Origin of the sequence: Streptomyces fulvorobeus (assembly GCF_013167895.1) — a bacterium.
Classification (GTDB): Bacteria; Actinomycetota; Actinomycetes; order Streptomycetales; family Streptomycetaceae; genus Streptomyces; species Streptomyces fulvorobeus.
Genome location: NZ_BLWC01000001.1, coordinates 5,566,822 through 5,590,444 on the forward strand (window position 1 = coordinate 5,566,822; position 23,623 = coordinate 5,590,444).

At 70.7% G+C, this 23,623-nt stretch carries 19 protein-coding genes and 5 pseudogenes; 16 read left to right on the plus strand and 8 right to left on the minus strand.

What is annotated here, in order from left to right:
• Nucleotides 1-9 precede the first annotated feature (9 nt).
• A complete protein-coding gene (locus Sfulv_RS24960; RefSeq protein WP_173316740.1) occupies nucleotides 10-438 on the minus strand; it encodes a hypothetical protein in 429 nt (142 codons plus the stop codon).
• Between the two features lie 839 nt (nucleotides 439-1,277).
• Here Sfulv_RS24960 and Sfulv_RS24965 point away from each other — a divergent pair.
• From Sfulv_RS24965 to Sfulv_RS24990, 6 genes and pseudogenes are all read left to right on the plus strand, one after another.
• On the plus strand, nucleotides 1,278-2,915 hold the full coding sequence (locus Sfulv_RS24965) for a sensor histidine kinase (protein ID WP_173316741.1): 1,638 nt from the start codon (nucleotides 1,278-1,280) through the stop codon (nucleotides 2,913-2,915).
• Nucleotides 2,912-3,319: a roadblock/LC7 domain-containing protein gene (locus Sfulv_RS24970; protein WP_173316742.1), complete on the plus strand. Its 408-nt coding sequence runs from the start codon at nucleotides 2,912-2,914 to the stop codon at nucleotides 3,317-3,319. Before Sfulv_RS24965 ends, Sfulv_RS24970 begins: the two co-directional genes overlap by 4 nt.
• Nucleotides 3,316-3,684 (plus strand): DUF742 domain-containing protein, encoded by a 369-nt coding sequence (locus Sfulv_RS24975; RefSeq protein ID WP_173316743.1) that lies wholly within the window; start codon nucleotides 3,316-3,318, stop codon nucleotides 3,682-3,684. Before Sfulv_RS24970 ends, Sfulv_RS24975 begins: the two co-directional genes overlap by 4 nt.
• Nucleotides 3,665-4,279 carry a GTP-binding protein gene (locus tag Sfulv_RS24980; protein ID WP_173316744.1) on the plus strand — a complete coding sequence of 205 codons (615 nt, stop codon included), beginning with the start codon at nucleotides 3,665-3,667 and terminating at the stop codon, nucleotides 4,277-4,279. The genes Sfulv_RS24975 and Sfulv_RS24980 overlap by 20 nt, the downstream gene beginning before the upstream one ends.
• A gap of 153 nt (nucleotides 4,280-4,432) precedes the next feature.
• A pseudogene (locus Sfulv_RS24985) lies at nucleotides 4,433-5,973 on the plus strand (cytochrome P450).
• 59 nt (nucleotides 5,974-6,032) lie between these two features.
• The gene (locus Sfulv_RS24990; protein ID WP_173316745.1) at nucleotides 6,033-7,379 is read left to right on the plus strand and encodes a 6-phospho-beta-glucosidase; all 1,347 of its coding nucleotides are present in this window, start codon (nucleotides 6,033-6,035) and stop codon (nucleotides 7,377-7,379) included.
• Between the two features lie 36 nt (nucleotides 7,380-7,415).
• On the opposite strand, the gene Sfulv_RS24995 is transcribed toward Sfulv_RS24990, so the two are convergent.
• The gene (locus Sfulv_RS24995; RefSeq protein WP_173316746.1) at nucleotides 7,416-7,856 is read right to left on the minus strand and encodes a hypothetical protein; all 441 of its coding nucleotides are present in this window, start codon (nucleotides 7,854-7,856) and stop codon (nucleotides 7,416-7,418) included.
• A complete protein-coding gene (locus tag Sfulv_RS25000) occupies nucleotides 7,850-8,308 on the minus strand; it encodes an ATP-binding protein (protein ID WP_173316747.1) in 459 nt (152 codons plus the stop codon). Before Sfulv_RS25000 ends, Sfulv_RS24995 begins: the two co-directional genes overlap by 7 nt.
• A 205-nt stretch (nucleotides 8,309-8,513) precedes the next feature.
• On the opposite strand from Sfulv_RS25000, the gene Sfulv_RS25005 reads away from it, so the two are divergent.
• The 5 genes and pseudogenes from Sfulv_RS25005 to Sfulv_RS25025 all read left to right on the plus strand — a co-directional run bounded on the left by Sfulv_RS25005 (nucleotide 8,514) and on the right by Sfulv_RS25025 (nucleotide 11,313).
• Nucleotides 8,514-9,374: a Sco1979 family transcriptional regulator gene (locus Sfulv_RS25005; RefSeq protein ID WP_173316748.1), complete on the plus strand. Its 861-nt coding sequence runs from the start codon at nucleotides 8,514-8,516 to the stop codon at nucleotides 9,372-9,374.
• Nucleotides 9,375-9,611: a DUF397 domain-containing protein gene (locus Sfulv_RS25010; protein WP_173316749.1), complete on the plus strand. Its 237-nt coding sequence runs from the start codon at nucleotides 9,375-9,377 to the stop codon at nucleotides 9,609-9,611.
• Nucleotides 9,607-10,125 (plus strand): annotated as a pseudogene (locus Sfulv_RS25015) (SAM-dependent methyltransferase); the annotation flags it as partial. The gene Sfulv_RS25010 and the pseudogene Sfulv_RS25015, both read left to right, overlap by 5 nt.
• Before the next feature lie 110 nt (nucleotides 10,126-10,235).
• Nucleotides 10,236-10,682: a YchJ family protein gene (locus Sfulv_RS25020; RefSeq protein WP_173316750.1), complete on the plus strand. Its 447-nt coding sequence runs from the start codon at nucleotides 10,236-10,238 to the stop codon at nucleotides 10,680-10,682.
• A gap of 43 nt (nucleotides 10,683-10,725) precedes the next feature.
• Nucleotides 10,726-11,313, plus strand: a complete 588-nt coding sequence (locus Sfulv_RS25025) for a GNAT family N-acetyltransferase (RefSeq protein WP_173316751.1) — start codon at nucleotides 10,726-10,728, stop codon at nucleotides 11,311-11,313.
• A gap of 13 nt (nucleotides 11,314-11,326) precedes the next feature.
• Here the strand turns inward: Sfulv_RS25025 and Sfulv_RS25030 are convergent.
• From Sfulv_RS25030 to Sfulv_RS25050, 5 genes and pseudogenes are all read right to left on the minus strand, one after another.
• Nucleotides 11,327-13,411 (minus strand): annotated as a pseudogene (locus Sfulv_RS25030) (MDR family MFS transporter); the annotation flags it as partial.
• Between the two features lie 55 nt (nucleotides 13,412-13,466).
• Nucleotides 13,467-14,351, minus strand: a complete 885-nt coding sequence (locus Sfulv_RS25035; protein WP_173316752.1) for an ATP-grasp domain-containing protein — start codon at nucleotides 14,349-14,351, stop codon at nucleotides 13,467-13,469.
• A gap of 33 nt (nucleotides 14,352-14,384) precedes the next feature.
• Nucleotides 14,385-14,647 (minus strand): annotated as a pseudogene (locus Sfulv_RS25040) (hypothetical protein).
• A 276-nt stretch (nucleotides 14,648-14,923) separates the two neighbouring features.
• Nucleotides 14,924-15,882: pseudogene (locus tag Sfulv_RS25045) on the minus strand (SMP-30/gluconolactonase/LRE family protein).
• A 153-nt stretch (nucleotides 15,883-16,035) separates the two neighbouring features.
• The gene (locus Sfulv_RS25050; RefSeq protein WP_173316753.1) at nucleotides 16,036-17,250 is read right to left on the minus strand and encodes a PucR family transcriptional regulator; all 1,215 of its coding nucleotides are present in this window, start codon (nucleotides 17,248-17,250) and stop codon (nucleotides 16,036-16,038) included.
• Between the two features lie 632 nt (nucleotides 17,251-17,882).
• Here Sfulv_RS25050 and Sfulv_RS25055 point away from each other — a divergent pair.
• The 5 genes from Sfulv_RS25055 (at nucleotide 17,883) to Sfulv_RS25075 (ending at nucleotide 23,622) form a co-directional block, all read left to right on the plus strand.
• Nucleotides 17,883-18,518: a hypothetical protein gene (locus tag Sfulv_RS25055; RefSeq protein WP_173316754.1), complete on the plus strand. Its 636-nt coding sequence runs from the start codon at nucleotides 17,883-17,885 to the stop codon at nucleotides 18,516-18,518.
• A 202-nt stretch (nucleotides 18,519-18,720) separates the two neighbouring features.
• Nucleotides 18,721-20,178, plus strand: coding sequence for a DUF6801 domain-containing protein (locus Sfulv_RS25060; RefSeq protein ID WP_256669101.1), 1,458 nt, complete (start codon nucleotides 18,721-18,723; stop codon nucleotides 20,176-20,178).
• A 92-nt stretch (nucleotides 20,179-20,270) separates the two neighbouring features.
• The gene (locus Sfulv_RS25065; RefSeq protein ID WP_173316756.1) at nucleotides 20,271-21,224 is read left to right on the plus strand and encodes a hypothetical protein; all 954 of its coding nucleotides are present in this window, start codon (nucleotides 20,271-20,273) and stop codon (nucleotides 21,222-21,224) included.
• Between the two features lie 572 nt (nucleotides 21,225-21,796).
• Entirely contained in the window at nucleotides 21,797-22,780 is a 984-nt protein-coding gene (locus Sfulv_RS25070) for an ABC transporter ATP-binding protein (protein WP_173316757.1), read from the plus strand.
• Complete coding sequence (locus Sfulv_RS25075; protein ID WP_173316758.1) at nucleotides 22,777-23,622, plus strand: MlaE family ABC transporter permease; 846 nt, start codon at nucleotides 22,777-22,779, stop codon at nucleotides 23,620-23,622. The genes Sfulv_RS25070 and Sfulv_RS25075 overlap by 4 nt, the downstream gene beginning before the upstream one ends.
• Nucleotide 23,623 lies beyond the last annotated feature (1 nt).

The following is a 23,623-nucleotide window of genomic DNA, read 5'->3' on the forward strand; positions in this document are numbered from 1 at the left end:
TCCGGCCCTCTAAATCCGTTGGATCTGCAGTCGTAGACGGTCGACGCCGCCCACGCCGTCGTTCGAGGGGCCGCGGATCGTGGCCGCTCCGGTGAGCGGGACGGCCGGGGCCGCCGCGAGAGCGGTGGGAAGGGCCGCGAGCGTGGGCGGGCCGGGCAGGACGACGGCCGACGAGTGGTCCGCGGTGCCATGGCAGGAGATGCCCATGCCCCGGCTGTCCGGCGCGTGCGCCATCACGAGCGACGCCAGGGTCTCCGGCGTCGGGGTCATGGCCCGGGCCGGAGCCGCGGGCCGGGCGCCGGGCGGCGGCGCGACGGCCACCGCGGTCGCGGGCGAGCAGCAGAACACCATCGCCAGGAGCACCAGGGTCCGGACCACGGCGGCGGGCGCGCGGGCGCCGCTCCGCCGCCGGTCCGTCCGTTCGCTCAGCCTGGTCATCGCCGCCATCGTAATGGTGTGTGAAGATTCAAGGAATATGGGGTCGCAGGTTCGCGGATAGTGTGCCCCGGCGACCACGCACTCGAACGTACCTGCGGGCCGGTATCCGGACCGCCACGGTGCACCTCCGCTGCTGCTCACCGGGGCGGACGGCCGGAGGACCGGCGCCGTCCATCCCGCATGCGCCAGGTCTTCCTCGGCCCGCTCCACCGACGAGCAGCAGGTCTCCATGGAACTGCTGCCAGGGCGGCGGATGCGACGGAGGATCTGCGCGGCTGAGCGGACCGCACGCGGGGTGAACGCGCACACCCGCGCGTCCGTCATCGGTGCGGCTCCGTGCCGCCGCGGTGGCTTCTTTCCGGTGAATCAGTCCCTTGGTCAGGAAGCTGCTTTTCTCGATCCAGTTCGATCACCTGTGCCTATGCCCCGCCACGAGGGGCAGAGAATTCGCTCATAAATCGAATAGATCTTCTTTGTTCCGTCTGGTGTGTGGTCCTTTGCGGGACATGCCCGACGAACCGCCAACTCCGCCCGCGTGCCGGGCGTTTCGGCTTCCCGCGCAACGGGGCGCCGGGGCCCGGGGCCCGCGCCTCCTCCGCCGTGATTACTCCCCGCGCATGCCCGATGCCCGTGAGTGCAAAACTGGCGAGTGTATTACTGCTGGGTCGCTCGCGCAGGGGGTTGGGTGAATATGCCGATGCGGTGTTCTGATCTGGCTAAGCTCACGCGCATCGAAGACGAGTTGATATGAATTCGAGCACTTGTTCACGACTGTCACCACAGGTGCGCGGATCCACAGAACTTCCGAATACTCCCGAATCAACCGCCAGAGGGTTTAGATGGTTCGTGTTGAATCACCACCGACTGACCGAGAAGTGCGCGTAACCCGTGCCCTGTTGACGCCCCTCGTGCTGATGGCCGGCGCCACCGCCGCCGGTACGGCGCTGGTGACCGAGCCCGCGCGGATACCAGTCGTCTGGTGCGGTGCGATCGCCACATTCGTGGTCTGCGCGCTCACCGTCGTACACAACCGCCGCCGCCACCGCGCCCTGAGCGCCCAGCGTGCGCACTACGAGCAGCGCATCGCCTACCTGGAAGCCCGCATCGCCGCGTATGACACGGACACCGTGCGGATGGCCAAGGAGCTGCTGCCGGCCGCGATCCGCCGGCTGCGCATCGGCAACTCGCCCGAAGAGGTGATGCGCGACATCGTCGACGCCGACGACTCGTACCGCAATCTCCCCAAGGCCCTGCGCGGCCTGGTCTTCCAGATCCTCGACATCATCGACAACGAAGAGGCGATGCGCGACTCCGCGCAGCGCGCGTTCGTCAGTGTCGCCCGGCGCGTCCAGGCCATCGTCCACCGGCAGGCCAGTGAGCTGCGGGAGATGGAGGACCACCACGGGCGCAACCCCGAGGTCTTCGACGACCTGCTCCGCATCGACCACGGCACCGCGCTGATCGGGCGGCTCGCCGACTCCATCGCGGTGCTCGGCGGCGCCCGCCCCAGCCGCCAGTGGCCCAAGCCGGTCCCGCTGTTCAGCGTGTTGCGCGGTGCGATGTCCCGCATCCTCGAATACCAGCGCGTCGAGCTGCACTCGATCGCCAAGGTCGCCATCGTCGGCACCTCGGTCGAACCCCTCATTCACGCCTGCGCCGAACTCCTGGACAACGCGACGCGCTACTCGCCGCCGCAGACCCGTGTGCACGTCACCGCGGTCGAGGTCCAGACCGGCATCGCCATCGAGATCGAGGACGGCGGCGTCAGCCTCAGCGAGGAGGCCCGCGCCCGGGCCGAGAACATGCTCGCCCAGGCCCAGGCCGGCATCAACATGAACGACCTCGGGGAGTCCCCGCGCCTCGGCATGGCCGTCGTCGGCCGGATCTCCCGGATGTACCAGCTCCAGGTCTCCCTGCGGCAGTCCGCCTACGGTGGGGTACGGGCCGTCGTCATCGTGCCGCGCGAGATGCTCACCACGGGAGCCGCGCCCGGCATCGCCCACGGCATCGGCGCCACCTCGCGGCCCCAGAGCTCGCTCGACATGTCGCAGCTCCAGCACGTCGTGCCGCCGCCCGGCAAGCGCAGGCCCAAGCCCGTCTCCACGGAACTGCCTCCCTCGGTCGCCGCGGGCATGCCCGGGTACACGGAGAAGCCGGCCACCCCGGCGGTCCCGGCATCGGCCCTGGAGGACGAGGCCCCGGTGGTGACCGAGTGGACCGAGGGCGGACTGCCGCAGCGCCGCAGCCGCGGCCGCGCCCCCCTCGGATCGCACAACCTCCCACGGCAGGCGGCACAGCAGCCCGCCGTCCCCGCCGCGGGAGCGCAGAACGGGCACGACACAGGCCGGGGCAACGGCGAACCGCCGCCGCCCGGGCTCTGGCTGGAGGCGTTCACCCAGGCCGTCAACGGTGTGCCCCAGGAACCGAAGAACGACGAGGACGCCGATGGCGTGTGGGACAAGGGAGACTTGAAGTGATCCAGCAGCGCGGGAACATGGACTGGATGCTCAAGGAACTGGCCGACGACGTGCCCAGCATCCACCAGATCGTGGTGCTCTCGTCGGACGGGCTGCGTATCGCCCGTCACGGCGGCGACCCCGACGTGGCCGACCGCCTCGCGGCGGCCTGCGCCGGCCTGCAGAGCCTGGCCGCCGCCGTGGCCTCCGAGATCCCCTACAGCGACGGCATGATGCGCCTGGTCGTCATCGAGGTCGACGGTGGGTTCTTCTATCTGATGGCCGCCGGAGCCGGCTCCTACCTCGCGGTCCTCGCGGACGAGACGGTCGACGCCGGCCTGGTGGGAGCACGCATGCGCGACATGGTCGTCCGGATCGGCGCCCACCTCTCGACCCCGCCCCGACATGACGGGCAGGCCGGATGAGTGCTCCCCGACGAGAACGCCGGAAAGCCGACCCGGCGCGGAGAGATCCGGAACGGCTGTACGTCATCACCGGCGATCCCGACGGGGAGCGTGCGGCGCTCGACCTCGTCACGATGGTGGTCTCCCAGGCGGAACCCTCGCCGACGGTCCAGCCCGAGCAGGCCGCGATCCTGCGGCTCTGCAGGGCGCCGCTGTCCGTCGCCGAGATCTCGGCCTATCTGAGCCTGCCCTTCAGTGTCGTGACCTCGCTCCTGACCGAACTGCTGGCGAGCGAACAGATCGAATCGCGCGCGCCCGTCGTCCGCGCCACACTCCCGGACCGATCCCTTCTCGAAGCGGTGATGCATGGACTTCAGAAGCTCTGACACGATCACGGGCCCCCGGAGCGAGGACGTCCTGCCCACCACGGCCACGGCCGCGGTGAAGGTGGTGATCGTCGGCGGCTTCGGGGTCGGCAAGACCACGCTGGTCGGCTCGGTGAGCGAGATCCGGCCCCTGACGACCGAAGAGACCATGACCCAGGCCGGTGTGGGCGTGGACGACAACGCCGGGGTGGAGAGCAAGACCTCCACCACCGTCGCCATGGACTTCGGCCGGATCAGCCTCAGCGAGGAGCTGATCCTCTACCTCTTCGGCACCCCGGGCCAGGAACGCTTCTGGTTCCTGTGGAACGGGCTGTTCGAAGGAGCTCTCGGGGCGGTCGTCCTGATCGACACCCGGCGGCTGGAGGTCAGCTTCGACGTGATCGGCCGGCTGGAGGAGCGCGGTGTCCCGTTCGTCGTCGCCGTCAACACCTTCCCCGACGCACCGCATCACCCGGTCCAGGCGCTGCGGACCGCACTCGACCTGCCGGACGAGGTCCCGATGATCGACTGCGATGCCCGGCAGCGGGTCTCCAGCCGGGACGTGCTGCTGACCCTGATGCAGTATCTGCACAGCCTCGCCGTCCCCCTCGCCTGACGGATGTGCGCGCCCGCGTACGCCACCGCGCGCGCACTTCGGTCCGTGCGGCCGCACGCGTGGCCGCACACCGGCCGCCGTCTCCTCACCATCCGCGCGGCGATACCCGCGCCCTTCGCCCGGACACCGGGCGGCCCGAACTCTGGAGCGATTGTGACCACGCCCTTCCACCACGAACCCGGAACGGCCCCGGGGCCGGTTCCGCCCTCCGAGTGCCCCGCGCACGGGCTCGCCCCCGGCGGACTGCGCCGGTTCTACGGACCGGAGGCGGAGAACGACCCGGCGGGCCTGTACGACAAACTGCGCGCCGAGCACGGCACGGTGGCCCCCGTGCTGCTGCACGGGGACGTGCCCGCCTGGCTGGTACTCGGACACAGCGAGAACCTGCACATGACCCGTACGCCCTCGCAGTTCTCCCGGGACTCCCGCCGCTGGCGCGCCCTCCAGGACGGCAGCGTCGCCCCCGACCACCCCTCGCGCCGATCTTCACCTGGCAGCCCGTCTGCGTCTTCGCCGACGGCGCGAACCACGAGCGCCTGCGCGGTGCCGTGACCGACAGCATGGCGCGCATCGACACCCGCGGTGTGCGGCGCCACGTCAACCGCTTCAGTAACCGGCTCGTCAACGACTTCTGCCTCAAGGGCACCGCCGACGTCGTCAGCCAGTTCGCCGACCACCTCCCGATGATGGTGATGTGCGCGATCTTCGGCATGCCCGAGGAGTACGACGACCGTCTCGTGCAGGCCGCCCGCGACATGACCCGCGGCACCGAGACCGCCGTCGCGAGCAACGCCCACGTCGTCAGCGCGCTCAGCGGGCTCGTCGAACGCCGCCGCGCCGCCCCCGCCCCCGACCTGGCGTCCTGGCTGTTGGAGCACCCCGCCTCGCTGACCGACATCGAGGTCACCGAGCACCTGCGGCTGATCCTCATCGCCGCGTACGAGTCGACCGCCAACCTCATCGCCAACGTGCTGCGCATGGTCCTGACCGATCCCCGTTTCCGGGCCCGGCTCAGCGGAGGCCACATGACGGTCCCCGAAGCGGTGGAGCAGACCCTCTGGGACGAGCCGCCGTTCACCGCCGTGTTCGGCCGCTGGGCCGTGGGCGACACCGAGCTGGGCGGCCAGCAGATCAAGGCGGGTGACGCCCTGCTGGTCGGTATCGCCCCCGCCAACACCGACCCGGCCGTACGGCCCGACCTCAGCGCCGACATGGAGGGCAACCGGGCCCACCTGGCCTTCAGCGGCGGCCCGCACGAGTGCCCGGGCCAGGACATCGGGCGTGCCATCGCGGACGTCGGGGTCGACGCCCTGCTCATGCGCCTGCCCGATCTGGAGCTCGGCGTCCAGGAGAGCGAGCTCCGCTGGATCGGGAACATCATGTCCCGGCACCTGGTGGAGCTGCCCGTGAAGTTCGAACCGGCCCCGCAGCACGAGATCGACGCCGACCCGCTGACACTGATGAGCCGGCCCCGGTCGCGCGACGACTGGGAGGTCTCCTCCCCGGCCGGGCCCGCCCCCGCGCCGGCCCGCACCACCACCGTCCCGCCGCCCGCCCCCGCCCCCGACGCCGTCCCGCAGGAACCGGCGGTGCCGGCGGTACCGGACCGGGCACCCGCCATTCCCCGGCAGCGCGTGCCTGGCGCACCGGCCAGGCTGTGGCAGGCGCTCTCGCGCTGGTGGAGCGGGTACTGACGCGTCGCCGACGCCCGTGCGGCTCCGGGCGGGCGTCGGCTTCCGTACCATCGAGCAGCGTGAAGCTGACGATTCTTGGCGGTGGCGGATTCCGGGTGCCTCTGGTGTACCGGGCGCTGCTCGGCGATCACGCCGAGGGCCGCGTGACGCGTGTGACGCTGTACGACACGGACGCGGACCGGCTCGGTGCCGTCGCACGCGTCCTCGGTGAGCAGGCCGAGGGGGCCGGTGACGCCCCCGCGGTCGTCGCCACCACCGATCTGGACGAGGCGCTGCGCGGGGCGGACTTCGTCTTCTCCGCCATCCGCGTCGGCGGCCTGGCGGGCCGGGCGGCCGACGAGCGGGTGGCGCTCGACGAAGGCGTACTGGGCCAGGAGACGGTCGGTGCCGGCGGCATCGCGTACGGACTGCGGACCGTGCCCGTCGCGGTGGACATCGCCCGCCGCGTCGCCCGGCTCGCGCCCGGAGCCTGGGTCATCAACTTCACCAACCCGGCGGGACTGGTCACCGAGGCCATGTCCCGCCACCTCGGCGACCGGGTCATCGGGATCTGCGACTCGCCGGTGGGACTCGGCCGCCGCGTCGCGAGAGTCCTCGGCGTCGATCCGGACAGGGCCCGGATCGACTACGTGGGTCTCAACCACCTCGGCTGGCTGCGCGGGCTGTACGTCGACGGCCGCGACGAACTCCCCCGCCTGCTCGCCGATCCCCAGCTGCTCGGCTCCTTCGAGGAGGGCAGGCTCTTCGGCGCCGACTGGCTGCGGTCGCTCGGGGCGGTCCCCAACGAGTATCTGCACTACTACTACTTCAACCGGGAAGCGGTACGCGCCTACCAGGAGGCCGAGCAGACCCGCGGCGCGTTCCTCCAGGAGCAGCAGGAGGGCTTCTACGCCCGGATGAAGGACCCCGCCGCCCCACCGCTGACCACCTGGGACCGGACACGAGCGGAGCGCGAGGCCACGTACATGGCGGAGAACCGTGAGGTCTCCGGGGCCGGTGAACGCGAGGAGAGCGATCTGGGGTCCGGCGGGTACGAACAGGTCGCCCTCGCCCTGATGCGGGCCGTCGCCCGCGATGAGCGGACCTCCCTGATCCTGAACGTCCGCAATCGCACGACCCTGTCGGTGCTGGACGCCGACGCGGTGATCGAGGTGCCGTGCCTGGTCGACTCCGACGGGGCGCGTCCCGTGGCCGTCGAGCCGCTGCCGTACCACGCGGTGGGACTGGTCACGGCGGTCAAGGCCGTGGAACGCGCCGTGCTCGACGCGGCGGGGAGCGGCTCCCGGGCGGCGGCGGTCAAGGCGTTCGCCCTGCACCCGCTCGTCGACTCGGTCACCGTCGCCCGCCGCCTTCTCGACGGGTACACCAAGGTCCACCCGGGCCTCGCGTATCTCGACCGGCCGTGAACGCGGAGCGCTTCCTGAGCCCGGGGCCGCCCGGGCTCAGGTGGCGGGCACGGCCCTCGGCCGCCCCGCCGGTGCCCAGGTCGGGGCCACGCCCATCACCTGGCACACCATGAGGAAGAGCGGAATGGGCGGGGTGTAGGGCGTCCGGCTGTCCGGCGTGTGGATGAGCCGGGGCCGTGCCGAGGGCACGAGGGCCCCGGCGGCGTACGCGACCTGCTCGGGCCAGTCCAGGTCCAGATCCGAACCGGCGGGCACGATCCACCAGAAACGGTCGGCATCGGCGAACACGCACCCGGTGCGCGGCAGGTGCGACATCAGCCGGAAGCCGTACCGGGCCGGGACGCCCACCGCGTCGCAGCCGAGACTGGCGGAGAGCGCGGGCGGCAGCGACAGCCTCACCCGGCCTCCGCCGCCCCCCTGCTCGGGCGCCCTGGAGCGGCGCGCTCCGCGCAACTGGTACAGGGCGTTCCTCAGCATGGCTGCTCCGCGCCGTGCGGCAGTTCCGCCCAGACGATGCGGCCCGACGCGTCCGTGGCGTCATGGGACCCCCACGCGCTGCTCATCGCGTCCACGAGGAGCAGCCCGCGCCCGTGTTCGTCGTCGGAGGTACGGCACAGCCGCGGGCCGCCAGGCTGGTGGCCCTGGTCCTGCACGGCTATGCGCAGCATCCGGTCGAGCCGTCGCAGCTCGCAGACGACGCGGGAGCTCGCGGTGTGGACGACGGCGTTGGTGACCAGTTCGGAGACGATGAGCAGTGCGGCCTCGCAGGCGTCGCCACCGAGGCGCCACGCGTCCAGGCGGACGCGCGTCAGCCGTCTCGCGCCTGCTGCCGACTCCGGCTGGGCCGGCAGGGCGAAGCAGTAACGGAGCGCCTCCGTCCCAGGGCTGAGGTCGACGAGCCGGGGGATGAGCGCACTGCCAGGTGCCACGACCGATTCCTCACAGTGGGGGACGCGTCACGCTTCGCACCCTTGTCAGAAGAGGCGGGCGTGACCGTGCGAACTGGTTCACCACCCAACTCTCCCTCTGTCGCGAACACTTGGCAAGGGGCACTCTGAAAATTGCAGAGTGGCTGTGTCCTTGACGCCACCCCCCATGACACACTGCTCGCAACAGCGCATGGGGAGGTCTCAAGTGAGCGAACCGCGGTCCGCCCCGACCGTGGGCCAGGTCGTCCTCGGCAAGCGCCTGCAGGATCTGCGGGAGCGGGCGGGCCTGAGCCGCGACCAGGCCGCCAAGGTGCTCAGGGTGGCGCCCGCGACCATACGCAGGATGGAGACGGCCGAGGTCGGGCTCAAGATCCCCTACGTACAGCTCCTGCTGAGGGCGTACGGGATCGACGAGGACGAGGCCGACGCCTTCGTCGAACTCGCCGAGGAGGCCAACAAGCCCGGCTGGTGGCAGCGGTTCCACGACGTGCTGCCCGACTGGTTCAGCATGTACGTGAGCCTGGAGGGCGCCGCGAGCCTCCTGCGCATGTACGAGCCGCACTTCGTCCCCGGCCTCCTGCAGACCGAGGAGTACGCGCGTTCCGTCATGCGTACGGGAGCCGTCGGCCGGACCAGGCCGGAGGAGATCGAACGCCACGTGGACCTTCGGATGGCGCGGCAGTCGCTGCTCACCAGGGAGGACGCTCCCAAGCTGTGGGTCGTCATGGACGAGACCGTCCTGCGCCGCCCGGTGGGAAGCGCCGCGGCGATGCGGGCGCAGCTGGACCGGCTGCTCGAAGCCACCGAGCTGCCTCATGTGACGCTCCAGATAGCGGAGTTCGCGACCGGCCACCACCCGGGCACCTACGGACCGTTCGTCCTGTTCCGCTTCGCCGTCCCCGAACTGCCCGACATGGTCTACAGCGAGTACCTGACCGGTGCCGTCTACTTCGACGCGCGCCCCGAGGTGGCCTCCTACCTCGAAGTCATGGACCGCATGGCGGCTCAGGCCGCGACTGCACAACGCACGAAGGAACTCCTCCGGGACTTCCGCAAGGAGCTGTGAATGAGCGACATCTACAACGGCATGCCGGCCGCCGACCTCGGCTCCGAAGGCTGGTGCAAGCCCTGGAGCGGCGGGAACGGTGGCAACTGCGTCGAGGCCATGAAGCTGGCGGACGGCAGAGTCGCCGTACGCCAGTCCGCGGACCCCGAAGGCCCCGCCCTCATCTACTCCAACGGCGAGATCGCCGCCTTCATCCAGGGGGCCAAGGCGGGCCAGGCGGACTTCCTCCTCACCTGACGCACCCAACCTCCACCAGATCGCCCAGCAGGCCGCCCCGGACGCGCACATCGTCTGCTGCGACAACGAACCCGATCGTGCTCGCGCACGCGGCGGCCCTGCTGCGCTCCACACCCCAGGGTGCCATCGAGTACATCCAGGCCGACGCGCGCCAACCCGCGACGATCCTCGAAGAGGCCGGCAGGATACTCGACTTCGGCGAGCCGATCGCGCTGTCATTGCTCGCGCTGCTGCACTTCGTGGACGACGAGGACGGCGCCGCCGAACTGGTCGTCCAGCCCGTGGAGCAGCTCCCCTCCGGCAGCTATCCGGTGCTCTCGCACACCACCGGGGACTTCAGCCCGCAGGGCGCGGCCCAGGCCCGCGCCCGGTACAGGTCCCGTGGGATGACGCTGCGCCCGCGTAGCCGGGCGTCTCGCTCTCCGCCGACTGGCACCCGGAGCTCGGCGAGGTCATCCACGTCCCCGGTGGCGAACCGATCCCCGGATACGCGGGCGTCGCCCGCAAGCCCTGACCGGGCGCGTGCCCGGTCGTCGCTCCGACGTGACCCGGGACCCCGGCACGGGCCCCGCCCGCCGCACGACCGCCGCCGCACCGCGCCATCCCGCGGGTCACAATGGAGGCATGTCACGACGCACCTCCCGCCCGCGCCGCTCCACCGGCACCGCCGCGCCCGCACCGCGGACCATGGCGGACGCCCCGTGCCCGTGCGGCCTGCCCGCGACGTACGCGGAGTGCTGCGGACGCCTGCACGCCGGCGCCGCCGCCGCCACCTGCGAGGCGCTGATGCGCTCGCGGTACACGGCCTTCGTCGTCCAGGACGCGGCGTACCTGCTCCGCACCTGGCATCCGGACACCCGTCCACCCACCGTCGACTTCGACCCCGGCCTGCGCTGGACGGGCCTGGAGATCCTGGCGGTCACGGAGGGCAGCCCGTTCCACACCACGGGCACGGTCACGTTCCGCGCCCACTACACGGACGACGGCCGTCCCGACTCCCTCCACGAGCGGAGCCGCTTCGTCCGGCACGAGAGCCACTGGGTCTACGCCACCGCCGTCTTCGTCGAGTGAAAACCGCTGTGCCCGGCTCCCCACAGGGCCGTACGATCCGCGCATGAGCGAGGACACGGCTGAGCCGGACACCGTACGGGAGCCCTGCTGGCGCGGACGCACCATCAGGTTCACCCCCGTCGAGACCGACGACGCCGAACTCATCCAGCGCTGGCGCTTCGATCCGGTGACCGCGCATGAGACCGGCGTCTGGCCCGCTTCGCTGTACGAGCTCCGCGAGCGTATCGAGCGGCATCACGACGACAGCAGCCGCGACGACTTCCTCGTCCTCCTCCCGGACGGCACCCCCGTCGGGCATGCCGCCCTCATCGATCAGCAGCTCGCCGAGGGGTCGGCTCAGGCGTACCTGGTGCTGGCCCCCGAACACCGGGGCGAGGGCCACGGCGCCGACGCCCTGGACGCCCTGATGGACCTGGCCTTCGGCGAACTGCCCCTCCAGCGAGTCGAGGCGCACACCCACACCGGCAACGCCCCGGCGCTGCGCGTCCTCGCCGGAGCGGGCTTCGTCCACGAGGGCGTACGCCGGTCCGCCTGCCTGCACCGGGGGCGCCGCCACGACATCTCGCTGCTGTCCCTGCTCCGCCCCGAATGGGAGGCGCGGGACCGCCCCCGCTCGTGGGACCACGTCTGAGCGGGTCAGGTGCGGGCGCCCACCCGCGTCGCCCCCGTACCGGAGCCGCGGGTGACAGCTCATGGGCCAGGTCCTCGGCCAGCAGACGCTTGGCGATCACGTCGACGGCCGCCCGCAGCTGACGGTCGTCGGGGCGGGCGCCGTCCTCGGCGAGCCGTTCGTTGAGCCAGTTCCCCCAGGCACCCGAGATCGTCTCGGCCTCCCGCCGGCCGGCCGCCGTGTGGGCGAAGAGCCGGCCGTCCCCGGTGAGGTAGCCCTCCTCGACCATCCGGTCGAAGACCGGCACCAGCACCTCGGGCGGGATGCGGTGCCTGGCCGCCATCAGGCCGAGGCCCGCGTGCCCGACCATTCTCGTGAAGAGGTCCACCTGCATGACCGCCCAGGCCCCCGCCATGTCGAGCCGGGTGTCCGAGCCGGCGACGATCCGTCTCGCCGTGTCGGGACCGGCGTCCCGCAGGATGCCGGCCACGGCGAACTCCAGCAGCCTCCCCGAGTCCCCGGCACCGGGCTGGGCGAAACCCTCGCCCATGTCCGTCGAGCCGGCCCGCGCGGAGTCCCGGAGCTTCACCTGCTTCAGGAAGAGGGCGACGACGAAGCCGGTCAGGGCGACGGGGACGGTCCACAGGAACACCGTCTGCAGGGTGTCGGCGTACGCCTGCGCCAGGGGCGCGGACTGCTCGGCCGGCAGGGCGTGCACGGCCTGCGGGTTCTGCGAGGCCGTCGCCAGGACGACGGGATCACCTCCTGCCCGCGCCGCCCGCGCCACCCCTTCGGACAGGTTCGGCCGCAGGGCGTTCGCGTAGATCGTGCCGAACACCGCCGTGCCGAAGGCGCTGCCCAGCGTACGGAAGAACGTCACGCCCGAGGTCGCGGTGCCCAGGTCCGCGTAGTCGACCGTGTTCTGTACCGCGATCGTCAGCACCTGCATGGCCAGACCGATGCCGAGACCCAGCACCAGCATGTAGAAGGACTCCAGCCCGACCCCGCTGGCCGGGCCCATGCGGGAGAGCAGATAGAGCCCCAGTGCCATGACCAGTGAACCCACGACGGGGAACATCCGGTACCGGCCCGTCTTGCTCACCACGTTGCCGCTGAAGACGGAGGCGATCAGCAGCCCGACGACCAACGGCAGGGTGCGCACCCCCGAGAGCGTGGCCGAGTCCCCGTCCACGTACTGCAGGTACGTCGGCAGGAAGATCATGGAGCCCAGCATCGCGAAGCCCACGATGAAACTGAGGATCGAGCAGACCGTGAACACCGGATTGCGGAAGAGCCGCATCGGCAGCATCGGCTCCTCGGCCCGCGCCTCCACCAGGCAGAACAGCGTGAGCGCGAGGATGCCGCCCAGGAACAGACCGATGATGACCGGTGACCCCCAGGCGTACTCGTTGCCGCCCCAGCTCGTCGCCAGGATCAGCGCGCTGGCACCGGCCGCGACGAGCGCGATGCCCGTGTAGTCGATCACGGGCCGTCCGGCCGCCTTCACGGAAGGGATGTTGCGGGCGGCCGCGATGACCACGACGATCGCGATCGGCACGTTCACGTAGAACGCCCAGCGCCAGGTCAGGTGGTCGGTGAAGAGCCCGCCGAGCAGCGGCCCGATGACCGTGGAGATGCCGAAGACCGCGCCGATCGCGCCCTGGTACTTGCCCCGCTCGCGCAACGGGATCACATCGGCGATCAGCGCCATCGACGTGACCATGAGACCGCCCGCGCCGATGCCCTGCATGCCCCGCCAGATGATCAGCAGCAGCATGTCCGAAGCGAGGCCGCACAGGAACGAACCGGTGATGAAGACGACCGCCGAGACCTGGAAGACCAGCTTGCGCCCGAACAGGTCACCGAACTTGCCGACCAGGACCGTCGCCACGGTCTCGGCCAGCAGGTACGCGGTGACCACCCACGACATGTGGGAGGCGCCCCCGAGATCCGAGACGATCGTGGGCAGCGCGGTTCCCACGATCGTCTGGTCCAGCGCGGCCAGCAGCATGCCCAGCACGATGGTCGCGAAGATGACGTTGCGGCGGCGACGGTCGAGCACGGGGGGCGGCGCGGCGGCACCCTGCGCGGCGGGGGCGGTCTCGCTGGCAGTGGTCACGCTTGCACCCTCACCCCCGCCCCCTGGGGTCGCATGCGGGGAGGGACCGGACGGGTCAGGCCAGCACCCCGCGCACGGAGGTCTTCATCCGCGCCACGAACGCCTCCCTGACCTCCTCGGAGACCCGGTCGAGCGAGAGATACGGATTGAGGTCCTCCAGCTCGACGAGCAGCAGCCCGCCCTCCAGGGTACGGCAGGCGTCGACCCGCTGGATGCCGTGCGCCAGGCTGTTCCACCGGATGAAGGTCCGGGCGAACTCCAGGTCCGCGGGGCCCGGTCCGTACGGCTCCAGCACCCAGCGCCGTTCGGTGTCCGGCGCGTACAGGGCGTACTGGAAGTCGTCGTCGATGAAGTAGAAGGACACCTCGTACCGGAAGTCGATCCTCGGCTGCACGAGGAACGTGCCGTCCGAGCCCTCGGGCAGCACGGGATCGGTGGTGAAGCGCAGTCCGACGGAGTCCGCCCCGGCCTTCGGCTTCACGGCGTACTCCGCCGCTCGTGGAAGCAGCCCCAGATCAGCGGCCCGGTCCACGGTCGGGATCACCGGCAGGCCGGCGCGGCTCATCTCGACGAGATACTGCTTGCCGGCCATGTCCCCGCGGCCGTCCAAGGGGTTGTAGACGGCGGTCCCCAGCTCGCGCGCCCGGGCGCGGAACGCGTCGTACGCCTCCTGGTAGTACATCACCGGGCCGCTGTTGCGGATGACCACCGCGTCGAAGCCGTCCAGCATCGCCGCGGCGTCCCGGGGGTGGCAGACCTCGACGTCGAACTCCTCCCGCATCCGCCGGCTCAGGAAGACGTCCTCGTCGCTGTAGCGCCGGCCGCGCGCCTCGTAGCTGTAGTCGGTGACGTAGAGGACGGCGGGACGGCGGGCGGCGGGTGCTGTGGACAAGGCGTTCTCCTGGGAGGTACGGGCGGGCGGGTGCCGCCTCCGCGCCATTGTCCAGCCCGGGGGAGAAGCCCGGTACGGCGGTCACCAGGTGGAATCGGCGCCCACCATCAGACGGGGGTGGTGCGCGGCGAGGACTTTGTTGGCCCGCGCCAGCTCCGAGAGGGCCTGCTCGCGGTCCCCTGGTCCTCGACGCCCAGGCGTGGCCCGCGGAACCTGCGGACCTCCCGGGCGGCGCACTCGGCGTCGAACTCCGCCTGGAGGATGTGCGGCGGAGTGCAGGCACCGATCAGCGCCGCGACCCGGTCGGGGATCGGCACGGGGACGAGTAGGTGCGAGGCGGTCATGTGGGTTTCCCTCTCGGATGGTCGGCCAGGAGGCGGTGCGGCGCGGCCACCGGGTGGGCGGCCGACTCCTCCTGGTGTACGGGACGCGGTTCCAGGTTTCTCGGCGAGAACGTCTCCGTGTCGCAACCGTCTGGGACTGACCGCCTATTTCGCCTTACCCGTGGGTAAGTTGACTTGGAGTGCAGGGGGTGCTCCGGCCGGCACGCGCGCCTCGGCCGGTACCGCCCGCCCCCGCCCCCGCCGCCCCGCCGCCGGTGTCCGCGGGAGCGCGGCGCGTCAGAGGGCGACAGCGACGCCACTGAAGGCCGTCTCGGGGGTCTGGGGTGAGGTGAAGCGGGCGTTGACCAGGTAGAGACGGCCGCCGAAGCGCGCCGCGGTGGTGGGGACGTCGAACCGTGGGTCGGTGATCGTCCGGCGCAGCCGGGCGGTCCGGGCCCCGGCGTCGAGCTCGAACACGCTGATGAGGTTCAGCCGGTTCTGCACGACGTACAGGGTGCGGCCGACGCGGACCAGGCCGTCGCCGTTGACGACGGTCTCCGCACCGCTCAGGGCGATCCTCGTGGCGTGCCCGGTGGCCGGGCTCACGCGGTAGAGCTCGCCGGGCGTGCTGCTGACCACGATCAGTCCCCGGCCGTCCGGGGCGCTGACGATGCCGTTGGCGTTGTTGACGCCGGGCGTCTGCACCCAGTCACCGGTGAGCGGCAGGCTCCGCACCCCCCGGCCGCGCCCGCGCCCGCGCGGCACCCCGTGGAGCACGGCCGCGCGCGAGTCGGTGAACCAGGCCCGTTCGCCGAGGAGGACGACGTCGTTGATGAAGTGGCCCGTCGGCGCGGTCAGCTGGTGGACGGTGACCAGGGAGCCGGTGCGGGCGTCCACGGTGCGCGCGGTGCCCCCGCCGCCTCCGGCGACGTACAGCAGTCCGTCGCGGTCCAGCTTCAGGCCGATGGAGGCGCTGCCGGCCGTGCCTTGGTGGATGATCCGGCCCCTGCCGGTGCGCAGGTCCGTGCGGTGGACGGCCCCGTCGGCGCGGGAGCCCATGTACGCGAACGGCTGTGCGCCGATGGTGATCCCCTCGGGCAGGAAACCGTCGGGGAGAGGGAACTCGGTGGGCCACGCGCCGGGCGGTGCGAGGGGGCGGCGCCCGCCGCGCCCGCGCCGGTCGCCGTGGCGAGCGCGGTGAGGGCGGCGCCGCCGAGGACGGAACGCCGGGACGGCAGGGGGTGGTTGCGTGTCATTGGTTCCGGAGCCTCCATGGAGCGGGGGTGGGCCGTACGCGCTTACCTCACGAACCGGTGATACGGGTATCCACTCGGTCTCGTTCGAGTTCCAAGCGCGAAACGAGCCGTCCTCGCCCGGAGTTCCCCTGCTCCCGTACTGTCCGACAGCCCTCAGGGAGCCGACTCCACGCCGCGGGCGCGCAACCGCATCGCGCGCAGTACCGCCTCGGTGGCGAACCTGCTTTCGGGGTCGACCAGTTGCTCACCGAAGATGGACTCCAGATTGCGCATGCGGTAGCGGACCGTCTGGGGGTGCACCTCCAGGAGTTCGCCCATCTGGGCGGCGGTGCCCCGGGTGTCGAGCCAGATGCGGAGCGTCTCGACCAGTCTCTCCCGCCGTGTGGCGCTGATTCCGGCGACGGGCGCGAGTTCGCGCCGGGCGAGCTGGTCCAGAAGGGCCGGGTCCGAGAGCAGCCAGAGGGTGATGAGGTGGTCCTCGCAGTGAAGGAGGGGCGCGTCGTCGATCACACCCGAGTCGACGAGTTCGAGCACCCGGCGCGCCCAGCGGATCGAGTCCGAGGCGAGGGCGGTGGGAACCGTCAGGCCGATCGCGGCCCGCGTGGTGGGAAGGGACTGTCCGAGCATGAGTCTTCGGGCGTCGTCGAACGGGCCCGGGATCAGCAGGTGCGGCTGCGGGTCGCCGAGATCGGTCAGGAGGTCGCGGTCCGCGCTCAGCCGGTCGAGGCCGGCGGGGGCGCGGAGGGCGACCAGGGTGACCTGGTCGGGCAGGGTCCACCCCGTCTGTTCGCAGAGTTCGGCGATGGCGGTACGGGGGACGGGGCTGCCGGTGAGTACCAGGTGGAGCAGGCGGCGGCGCATCGCCTCGCTCTGCTCGCCGGAATGCGCGTGCACTTCCTGGAAGCCCTCACGGGAAAGCGCTTCCAGTTCGTCGATGTACGCGAACACCGCGTCGGCGAAACTCAGCATGAGCATGGGCGAGAACTTGAAACTGCGGCCGACTTTCTTCGCCCGCCGTAAAGCCACTCGGGCACCCAGTCTGTAGGCGCCCTGGAGCGTTTCCATGGTGCGGCCCTCATACGCCTCGAAACGGCCGAAGCGGCGGCACATGTCGTCCCGGACGGTCGTCGACGTGGACGGTTCCGCGACCAGGTCGACGAAAGAGGCGAGGCTCTGCTCCACACCGACTCTTATCGCCTGACCGTTGGGTCCGTTGAGCAGACGCGCGTACTCCGGATAGGCGCGGGTGACCTCGACGCCGATCTCTTTTATCAGGCTGGGAAGCTCAGGTCGCATGATCGCGGCGAACTCCTGGGGGAGTGGCCCCAGTGGATCCCCCGTGTCCGACGGCGAAATGACTCTCGGCATGACGTGTCCCCTTGCTCTCCGGCGCCCGGTGGGGGTGAGGCGGTGGGGGAAAGCACTCCCACGGACCGACAGGTGCGTACCAAGTTCGCGATGAAGATAGACCAAGCCAACGAGCATGCCCACCGGTTGCACAAGATCGAAGTGCATGGGCCACGCACGTCGGACCGGTGACGGGGCTCCCGCGCAGGTGAGGCGGGATTGCTCACTTCCGGACAATGTTTTCGGCCGCACGCTCTGCCGGAGTGGGCTGAGCGCGGGAGTCCGCCGTCGCGCCGTGGCCCGACCGCGCCCCTTACGTACGGCCGCCGCGGGTTTCCCCGCCCGGCGCGCGGCCCGGAGCCGGTCCGGGCCCGGCCGCCACTTTTATTGCGCATCAAGTGACAAGGGCGCCCGGCGAATTAGTAAGTCGAGGACGAGAAAAGAACCGGGCCCGAGCAATTTCGACGAGCAGGATTGTGCTCGAAGTTTCCCGCGAGTAACGTCACGGCCTGTCACAGAGTGTATGTGGCTCGAATGAGCAGCACGGCCCACGCAACACGGTTCATAGCCGCACGTCCCGCCCCTGGTGCGGGCTCTCGTGCGATCCCCGCAACAGTGCACCCCACCCGCATTGTCGAATCGGAGGAACTACTGTGCGCAACACCCTCAAGAAGTTCGCCATGGCGGCCGGCGCCGCCACCGCGGCCGTCGCCCTCGCCTCACCCACCGCCCTCGCCGGCATCGCCGCCCCGACGTGGACCGTCGGTCCCACCTCGCCCGCGTCGTTCTCGGCCACCGCCGACACGGTCACGCTCAACCTCAACGGCATTCCGATGACGTGTACCTCGTCCGCGGCGGCCGGCACCATGGCGTCCGCGGCCGGCAGCACGAACGTGCAGGTCGGCGCCATCGCTCCGCTGACCTGGAGCGGGTGCACCAGCCCCTTCGGCCCCGTGTCGCCCACAGCCAACACCTCCACTTCGTGGAAGCTGATGGCGAACACCTACAGCGCCGGTGTCACGAACGGATACATCAACGGCGTGAAGGCGTCGCTGACGGTCCTCACCTGCACCTTCACCGTGGAGGGCCAGGTCGCCGCCACGTACACCAACTCCACCGGCCGGCTCGCGGTCAGCAACAACAGCACGCGCAAGCTGACGGTCACGACCGCCAGCGCGGGCTGCGCCGGCATCGCCGCGGTGGGTAACAACCCGACGTACACCGCCAGTTACCTGGCTGTCACACCGGCCGGCGGCACGGTCAAGCCGACCATCGTGTACACCCCCTGACCCGGTTCCGCACCGGCTCCAGGGTGACCAGCGGTCGCACGGCGGGTCCGTCCGCCGTGCGACCGCGCCCGGTCCTTCCGGCCATCGAACACCCGCCGGTCCGGCCGCACGCCGGTCCTTTCGAAGGGGGGCTTCGTCAGTGAGGGGAAGTCGCATGACAGGAGCCCGGCGGCAAACGGCGCGGGGCGCAGCGTTGGCCACCGTGGCGCTGCTCGGAGGGATGATCCCCGGCGCGCAGGCGGCATCCGGTGTCCAGGAGATCGACACGGAGCTGGCGTACACCTGTGACTTCCCGCGGGGCGAGCAGCCGGTGAAGGTGGGGATCACCGCGAAGATCCCCGAGTCGGCGCTGCCCGGGCAGGCGGTACAGCCCGAGGACGTGGTGATGGACGTGACGCTCCCCGAGGGCGCGTTCGCGGCATCCGCCGACCCGGCGGCGACCGTGAGCGCCGAGATGACGCTGTCGGTCGATGTCGCGCAGAAGGGGCAGGAGGCCAGGGCGGAGTGGATCGGCAGGACTGCCGACCCCGCGCCGGTTCCCTCCGAGGGAGAACTGGTACTGCGTACATCCGGGGCCGTTCCCTACGTCGCCCCCGGGGCGCCGGGGGACCTCTCGCTCAAGGCGGCCGGTCTGACCGCAGTGCTCACGACCAGGACGGCCGAGGGTGCCCCGACCGAGCCGGCCACCACCGACCTGGTCTGCGTCCTCGACGCGGGCCAGGACCCGGCCCTGGCGGCGGTGGACGTCGCCGGTGGGACCACGTCGCCCCCACCCTCACCTTCCCCTTCCGCCGAATGGCCCGGCGAGGACGAGGAAGGGGGGCGGGAAGGGGAAGAGCCCGCGCCGGACGCCCCCGAGGTCGGTACGAGGGTGCAGGAGTCGGGGGCCGCCGACGCGCCGCCGTGTGCCGGAGACCCCGACGACCAGCTCAACATGGTCGCGTACGTGACCGGCTACGCCAATGTGGCGAAGCTCGACGGCGCGAGCAGGTTCCCCCTGGCCTGTGCGCAGATCTCCCAGGGTCCGTCCTGGCTGGACTTCACCGATCCGGGCTTCATGCATCTCTACCAGGACTCGACCGTCGACCTCCGGTACCAGGGGAAGCCTCAACTTCCGCCCTCGCAGGGGACGTTCCTGACCTTCGGCTTCATGCCGACCACGGCGACGCTGGAAATGACGCAGATTCCGGAGGGAACGCGGCCTGACGGCACGAGGATTCCCAACATCAAGTCCGATCTGGCCATCAGCCTCGCCGACTTCTCCAGCCGAAGCGTCACCACGATCACGATGGAACTCATGCTCAGACTGCGTGACGTCGAGGTGAACGGCGTCCCGCTGGACGTCGGCGACGACTGCCGTACGAGCAGGCCGTTCACGCTCACCGTGAAGGGCCTGGGGACGCGCAGCTCCGCGGGAATCCTTGAGGGATACACCCTGGCGACGGGCGGCCAACTGACGGGGTCGGTATCGCTTCCGCCCTTCAGCGGATGCGGTGTCGACGAGGACCTCGACAACCTCTTCACCGCTTCGCTGTCCGGGGCGCCCGGCCTGGTCAAGCAGGTCCAGGGTGCTCCCTGCGCGGCCGCGCAGGGCTCCGGCTCCGCCGCTTTCTGCACGTCCGGCTACGAACCGGTGGACGTGCCCGTACCGACCCGCTGACCCACGCGGCCGTACCCACCATCGCACCGAGCCCCGCAACTCAGCCGTAACTCAGCCGCAAATCCGAGAGTCGCTACCGAATTGAGGGACCGATGAGACCTGCCCCGAAGACCTGGATCAAGGGCGCCTCCGCCGTCGCCGCCTCCGCCGCCCTGGTCATGCCCCTGGCGGCGACCCCCGCCGGTGCCGCCACAGCCGCCGCCCAGCTCAACGGCGGATGGGCGCCCTTCGACCGCTGTCCGGTGGACGCCCCCGCCATGCTCGCGGCGGACGGCGACACCGATGTGCCGCTGTGCGTGGCCTCCGTGTCGCCCAACGGTTCGATCAAGCTCGGCAACACCACGGCGACGACCGGGGCCACCAACCTGCAGTTCGGCGTCGTCCAGCACCCGGCCGAAGGCACGTACACGGTCGTTCCGCCCGCGGCCGGCTCCCTCGTCAGCGGGCGGACGACGATCCCCGGCGGTCTGCTCGGGCTCATGTGCCCCAGCAACATCCCGGTCGTCTCCGCCGTCTGCGGGCAGATAACCGACGCCACGCTGAACAAGGTGACCGCCACGGTCGTATCGGCCGGGGCGCCGACCGAGTTCAGCCTGGTCGCGGGGATCACCTCAGGCCCCATCGTGCGGCTGCCCGTCAGAATCCACCTGGAGAACCCGCTCCTCGGGTCCAACTGCTACATCGGCACCAACAGCGCTCCGGTCGTCCTGCGCCCCGGGAACCTGAGCACCCCGACCCTGGCTGTCAACAGGTTCGACGGTGACGGCACCGCCAACCAGGACGAGGGATCGATGATCGGGTTCGCCCTGACGGGGGCCGCCCAGGGAGACAGCACGTTCTCCGTGCCGAAGGCCAGCGGGTGCGGTCTGGCCGGGCTGCTCAGCTGGGCGATCGACCTCAAGGTCGGCCTGCCCGCCGCGTCCGGGTCGAGCAAGCTCGTCCTCAACGACGCCAGGACCTACACGGCCGGCCTCACCGCTCCCGGTCTGGTGACCCCCGAGGCGGGCAGAGTGCTCTCCGACAACTGGCACTCCGCGGTGAACTAGCCGCTGGGAAAAGAGTGGTGGCGCTCCTCGCTCCTTGTCACTTCGTGCGTGCCGCCACCACCGCGTTACCGAGCCCGCTCCGGCCTCAATCCCCCTGGTCGGAGCGGGCTCCGGCGTGCCGGGACGGCCTTTCCGGGCTTTGTCGGGCCACCCGCGAAGCCCTCACTATCGGATAGGTTTCGCGCGCCGATTACTCACTCGGAAACAAGAAAACAGGGTCGCGCGACCGCGTCCGAGAAAGTTCGTGAACTGCTATTGCGGACTGAGGTTACTCACCCGTAGCGTCCCGCATGAGCAACTCGGAAACCCATCCGCACCTGCTCGTTCGACGCACGCCGAGTCCTGGTCGCGCCCCTGGCCGGGATTGTCCCGGGAGATCCTGCGGCTCCGTCCCCTCGGGCCGCAGGGTTTCCACCCGCCGCACCGGAGAAATCACGCACGTCCCGACAGAGCCGCCCTGCGGACTTGTCATTCGGTGACAACCGGTGCACGTGTGACGAGCCGCCATCGGATTTCTCAGAGCCGGAGCGCCGACAGATGACCACGTTCATCACCACTTGGAGGGAGGGCCGATGGGAATCGAAGTAGTCGTCGACGGCCTGACCAAGTCCTTCGGCAGGCAGAACATCTGGCAGAACGTCAGCCTCACCCTCCCGGCCGGCGAGGTGAGCGTGATGCTCGGGCCATCCGGTACCGGAAAGACCGTCTTCCTCAAGTCCATCATCGGCCTCCTGAAGCCGGAGCAGGGCCGCGTCCTCATCAACGGCGTGGATATGGTCAACAGCCCCGAGCGGGAGATCATGGAGACCCGGAAGCTTTTCGGTCTCATGTTCCAGGACGGCGCTCTCTTCGGCTCCATGTCGCTCTTCGACAACATCGCTTTCCCCTTGCGTGAACACACCCGTAAGAAGGAATCCGAGATCCGGCGCATCGTCATGGAGCGGATCGACATCGTCGGACTGCTGGGTGCCGAGGGGAAACTGCCGGGCGAGATATCCGGCGGCATGCGCAAACGCGCCGGCCTGGCCCGCGCGCTCGTCCTGGACCCGCAGATCATCCTCTGCGACGAGCCGGACTCCGGACTCGACCCGGTCCGTACCGCCTATCTCTCCCAGCTGCTCATCGACCTCAACGCGCAGATCGACGCGACGATGCTCATCGTCACCCACAACCTGGACATCGCGGCCACCGTCCCGGACAACATGGGGATGCTGTTCTGCCGCAACCTCGTCACCTTCGGCCCGCGTGAGGTACTGCTCACCAGCGAGGTGCCGGTCGTCGCCCAGTTCCTCGCCGGGCGCCGCGAAGGCCCCATCGGGATGTCGGAGGAGAAGGACGCCGCCACGCTCGCCGCGGAGCAGGTGAACGGGGGCGGAGCCGGTGCGGGGCCCCGTACGGTCGTCCCGCAGCTGGAGCCCTCGCCCGGGATGCCCGTGCGGCAGGCCGCGCTCCGCCGCCGCGAGCGGGTCGCCGCCATGATGGGGCAGCTGCCCCAGGCCGCCCGTACGGCCATCCTGAACAGCTACACCCCGACCGCCGGGGGTGCGCGCCCATGACCGTTCCACCGCCGGTGCGGCCGCCCGAGCCGTCCCCCGGCCACGTGCCGGACCCGCCGCGTCCGGCCTCCGCCTCGCGGCTGCTCGCCCCGCTGCGCGAGACCGGGAAGCTGTTCGTCCTGGCGGCGGCCGTGACCCGCGCGATCTTCCGCAGGCCGTTCCAGCTGCGCGAGTTCATCGAGCAGTTCTGGTTCATCGCCAGTGTCACCATCCTGCCCGCCGCCCTCGTCTCCATCCCCTTCGGCGCGGTCATCGCCCTCCAGGTCGGCTCGCTCACCGAGCAGCTCGGGGCCCAGTCCTTCACCGGCGGCGCCAGCGTCCTCGCCGTGATCCAGCAGGCCAGCCCGCTCATCGTGGCCCTGCTGATCGCCGGGGCCGGCGGATCGGCCATCTGCGCCGACCTCGGCTCACGGAAGATCCGGGAGGAGCTGGACGCGATGGAGGTCATGGGCGTCTCGCCGGTCCAGCGCCTCGTCGTGCCGCGCGTCCTGGCCACGATGCTCGTCGCCGTCCTGCTCAACGGCCTGGTCTCGGTCGTCGGCACCCTGGGCGGCTACTTCTTCAACGTGATCATGCAGGACGGCACACCGGGCGCGTACCTCGCCAGCTTCTCCGCCCTCGCCCAACTGCCCGACCTGTACATCAGCGAGTTCAAGGCGCTGATCTTCGGGTTCATCGCCGGCATCGTCGCCGCCTACCGCGGACTCAACCCGCGCGGCGGGCCCAAGGGGGTGGGGGACGCGGTCAACCAGTCCGTCGTCATCACCTTCATGCTCCTGTTCTTCGTGAACATGGTCCTCACGGCGATCTACCTCCAGATCGTCCCCGCGAAGGGGAGCTGAC

Coding starts and splice junctions, on each gene's coding strand:
- Sfulv_RS24960 (WP_173316740.1), bottom strand. CDS start 438: ATGACCAGGCTGAGCGAACGGACGGACCGGCGGCGGAGCGGCGCCCGC.
- Sfulv_RS24965 (WP_173316741.1), top strand. CDS start 1,278: ATGGTTCGTGTTGAATCACCACCGACTGACCGAGAAGTGCGCGTAACC.
- Sfulv_RS24975 (WP_173316743.1), top strand. CDS start 3,316: ATGAGTGCTCCCCGACGAGAACGCCGGAAAGCCGACCCGGCGCGGAGA.
- Sfulv_RS24980 (WP_173316744.1), top strand. CDS start 3,665: ATGGACTTCAGAAGCTCTGACACGATCACGGGCCCCCGGAGCGAGGAC.
- Sfulv_RS24995 (WP_173316746.1), bottom strand. CDS start 7,856: ATGCTGAGGAACGCCCTGTACCAGTTGCGCGGAGCGCGCCGCTCCAGG.
- Sfulv_RS25010 (WP_173316749.1), top strand. CDS start 9,375: ATGAGCGACATCTACAACGGCATGCCGGCCGCCGACCTCGGCTCCGAA.
- Sfulv_RS25020 (WP_173316750.1), top strand. CDS start 10,236: ATGTCACGACGCACCTCCCGCCCGCGCCGCTCCACCGGCACCGCCGCG.
- Sfulv_RS25025 (WP_173316751.1), top strand. CDS start 10,726: ATGAGCGAGGACACGGCTGAGCCGGACACCGTACGGGAGCCCTGCTGG.
- Sfulv_RS25035 (WP_173316752.1), bottom strand. CDS start 14,351: ATGGCGCGGAGGCGGCACCCGCCCGCCCGTACCTCCCAGGAGAACGCC.
- Sfulv_RS25050 (WP_173316753.1), bottom strand. CDS start 17,250: ATGCCGAGAGTCATTTCGCCGTCGGACACGGGGGATCCACTGGGGCCA.
- Sfulv_RS25065 (WP_173316756.1), top strand. CDS start 20,271: ATGAGACCTGCCCCGAAGACCTGGATCAAGGGCGCCTCCGCCGTCGCC.
- Sfulv_RS25070 (WP_173316757.1), top strand. CDS start 21,797: ATGGGAATCGAAGTAGTCGTCGACGGCCTGACCAAGTCCTTCGGCAGG.
- Sfulv_RS25075 (WP_173316758.1), top strand. CDS start 22,777: ATGACCGTTCCACCGCCGGTGCGGCCGCCCGAGCCGTCCCCCGGCCAC.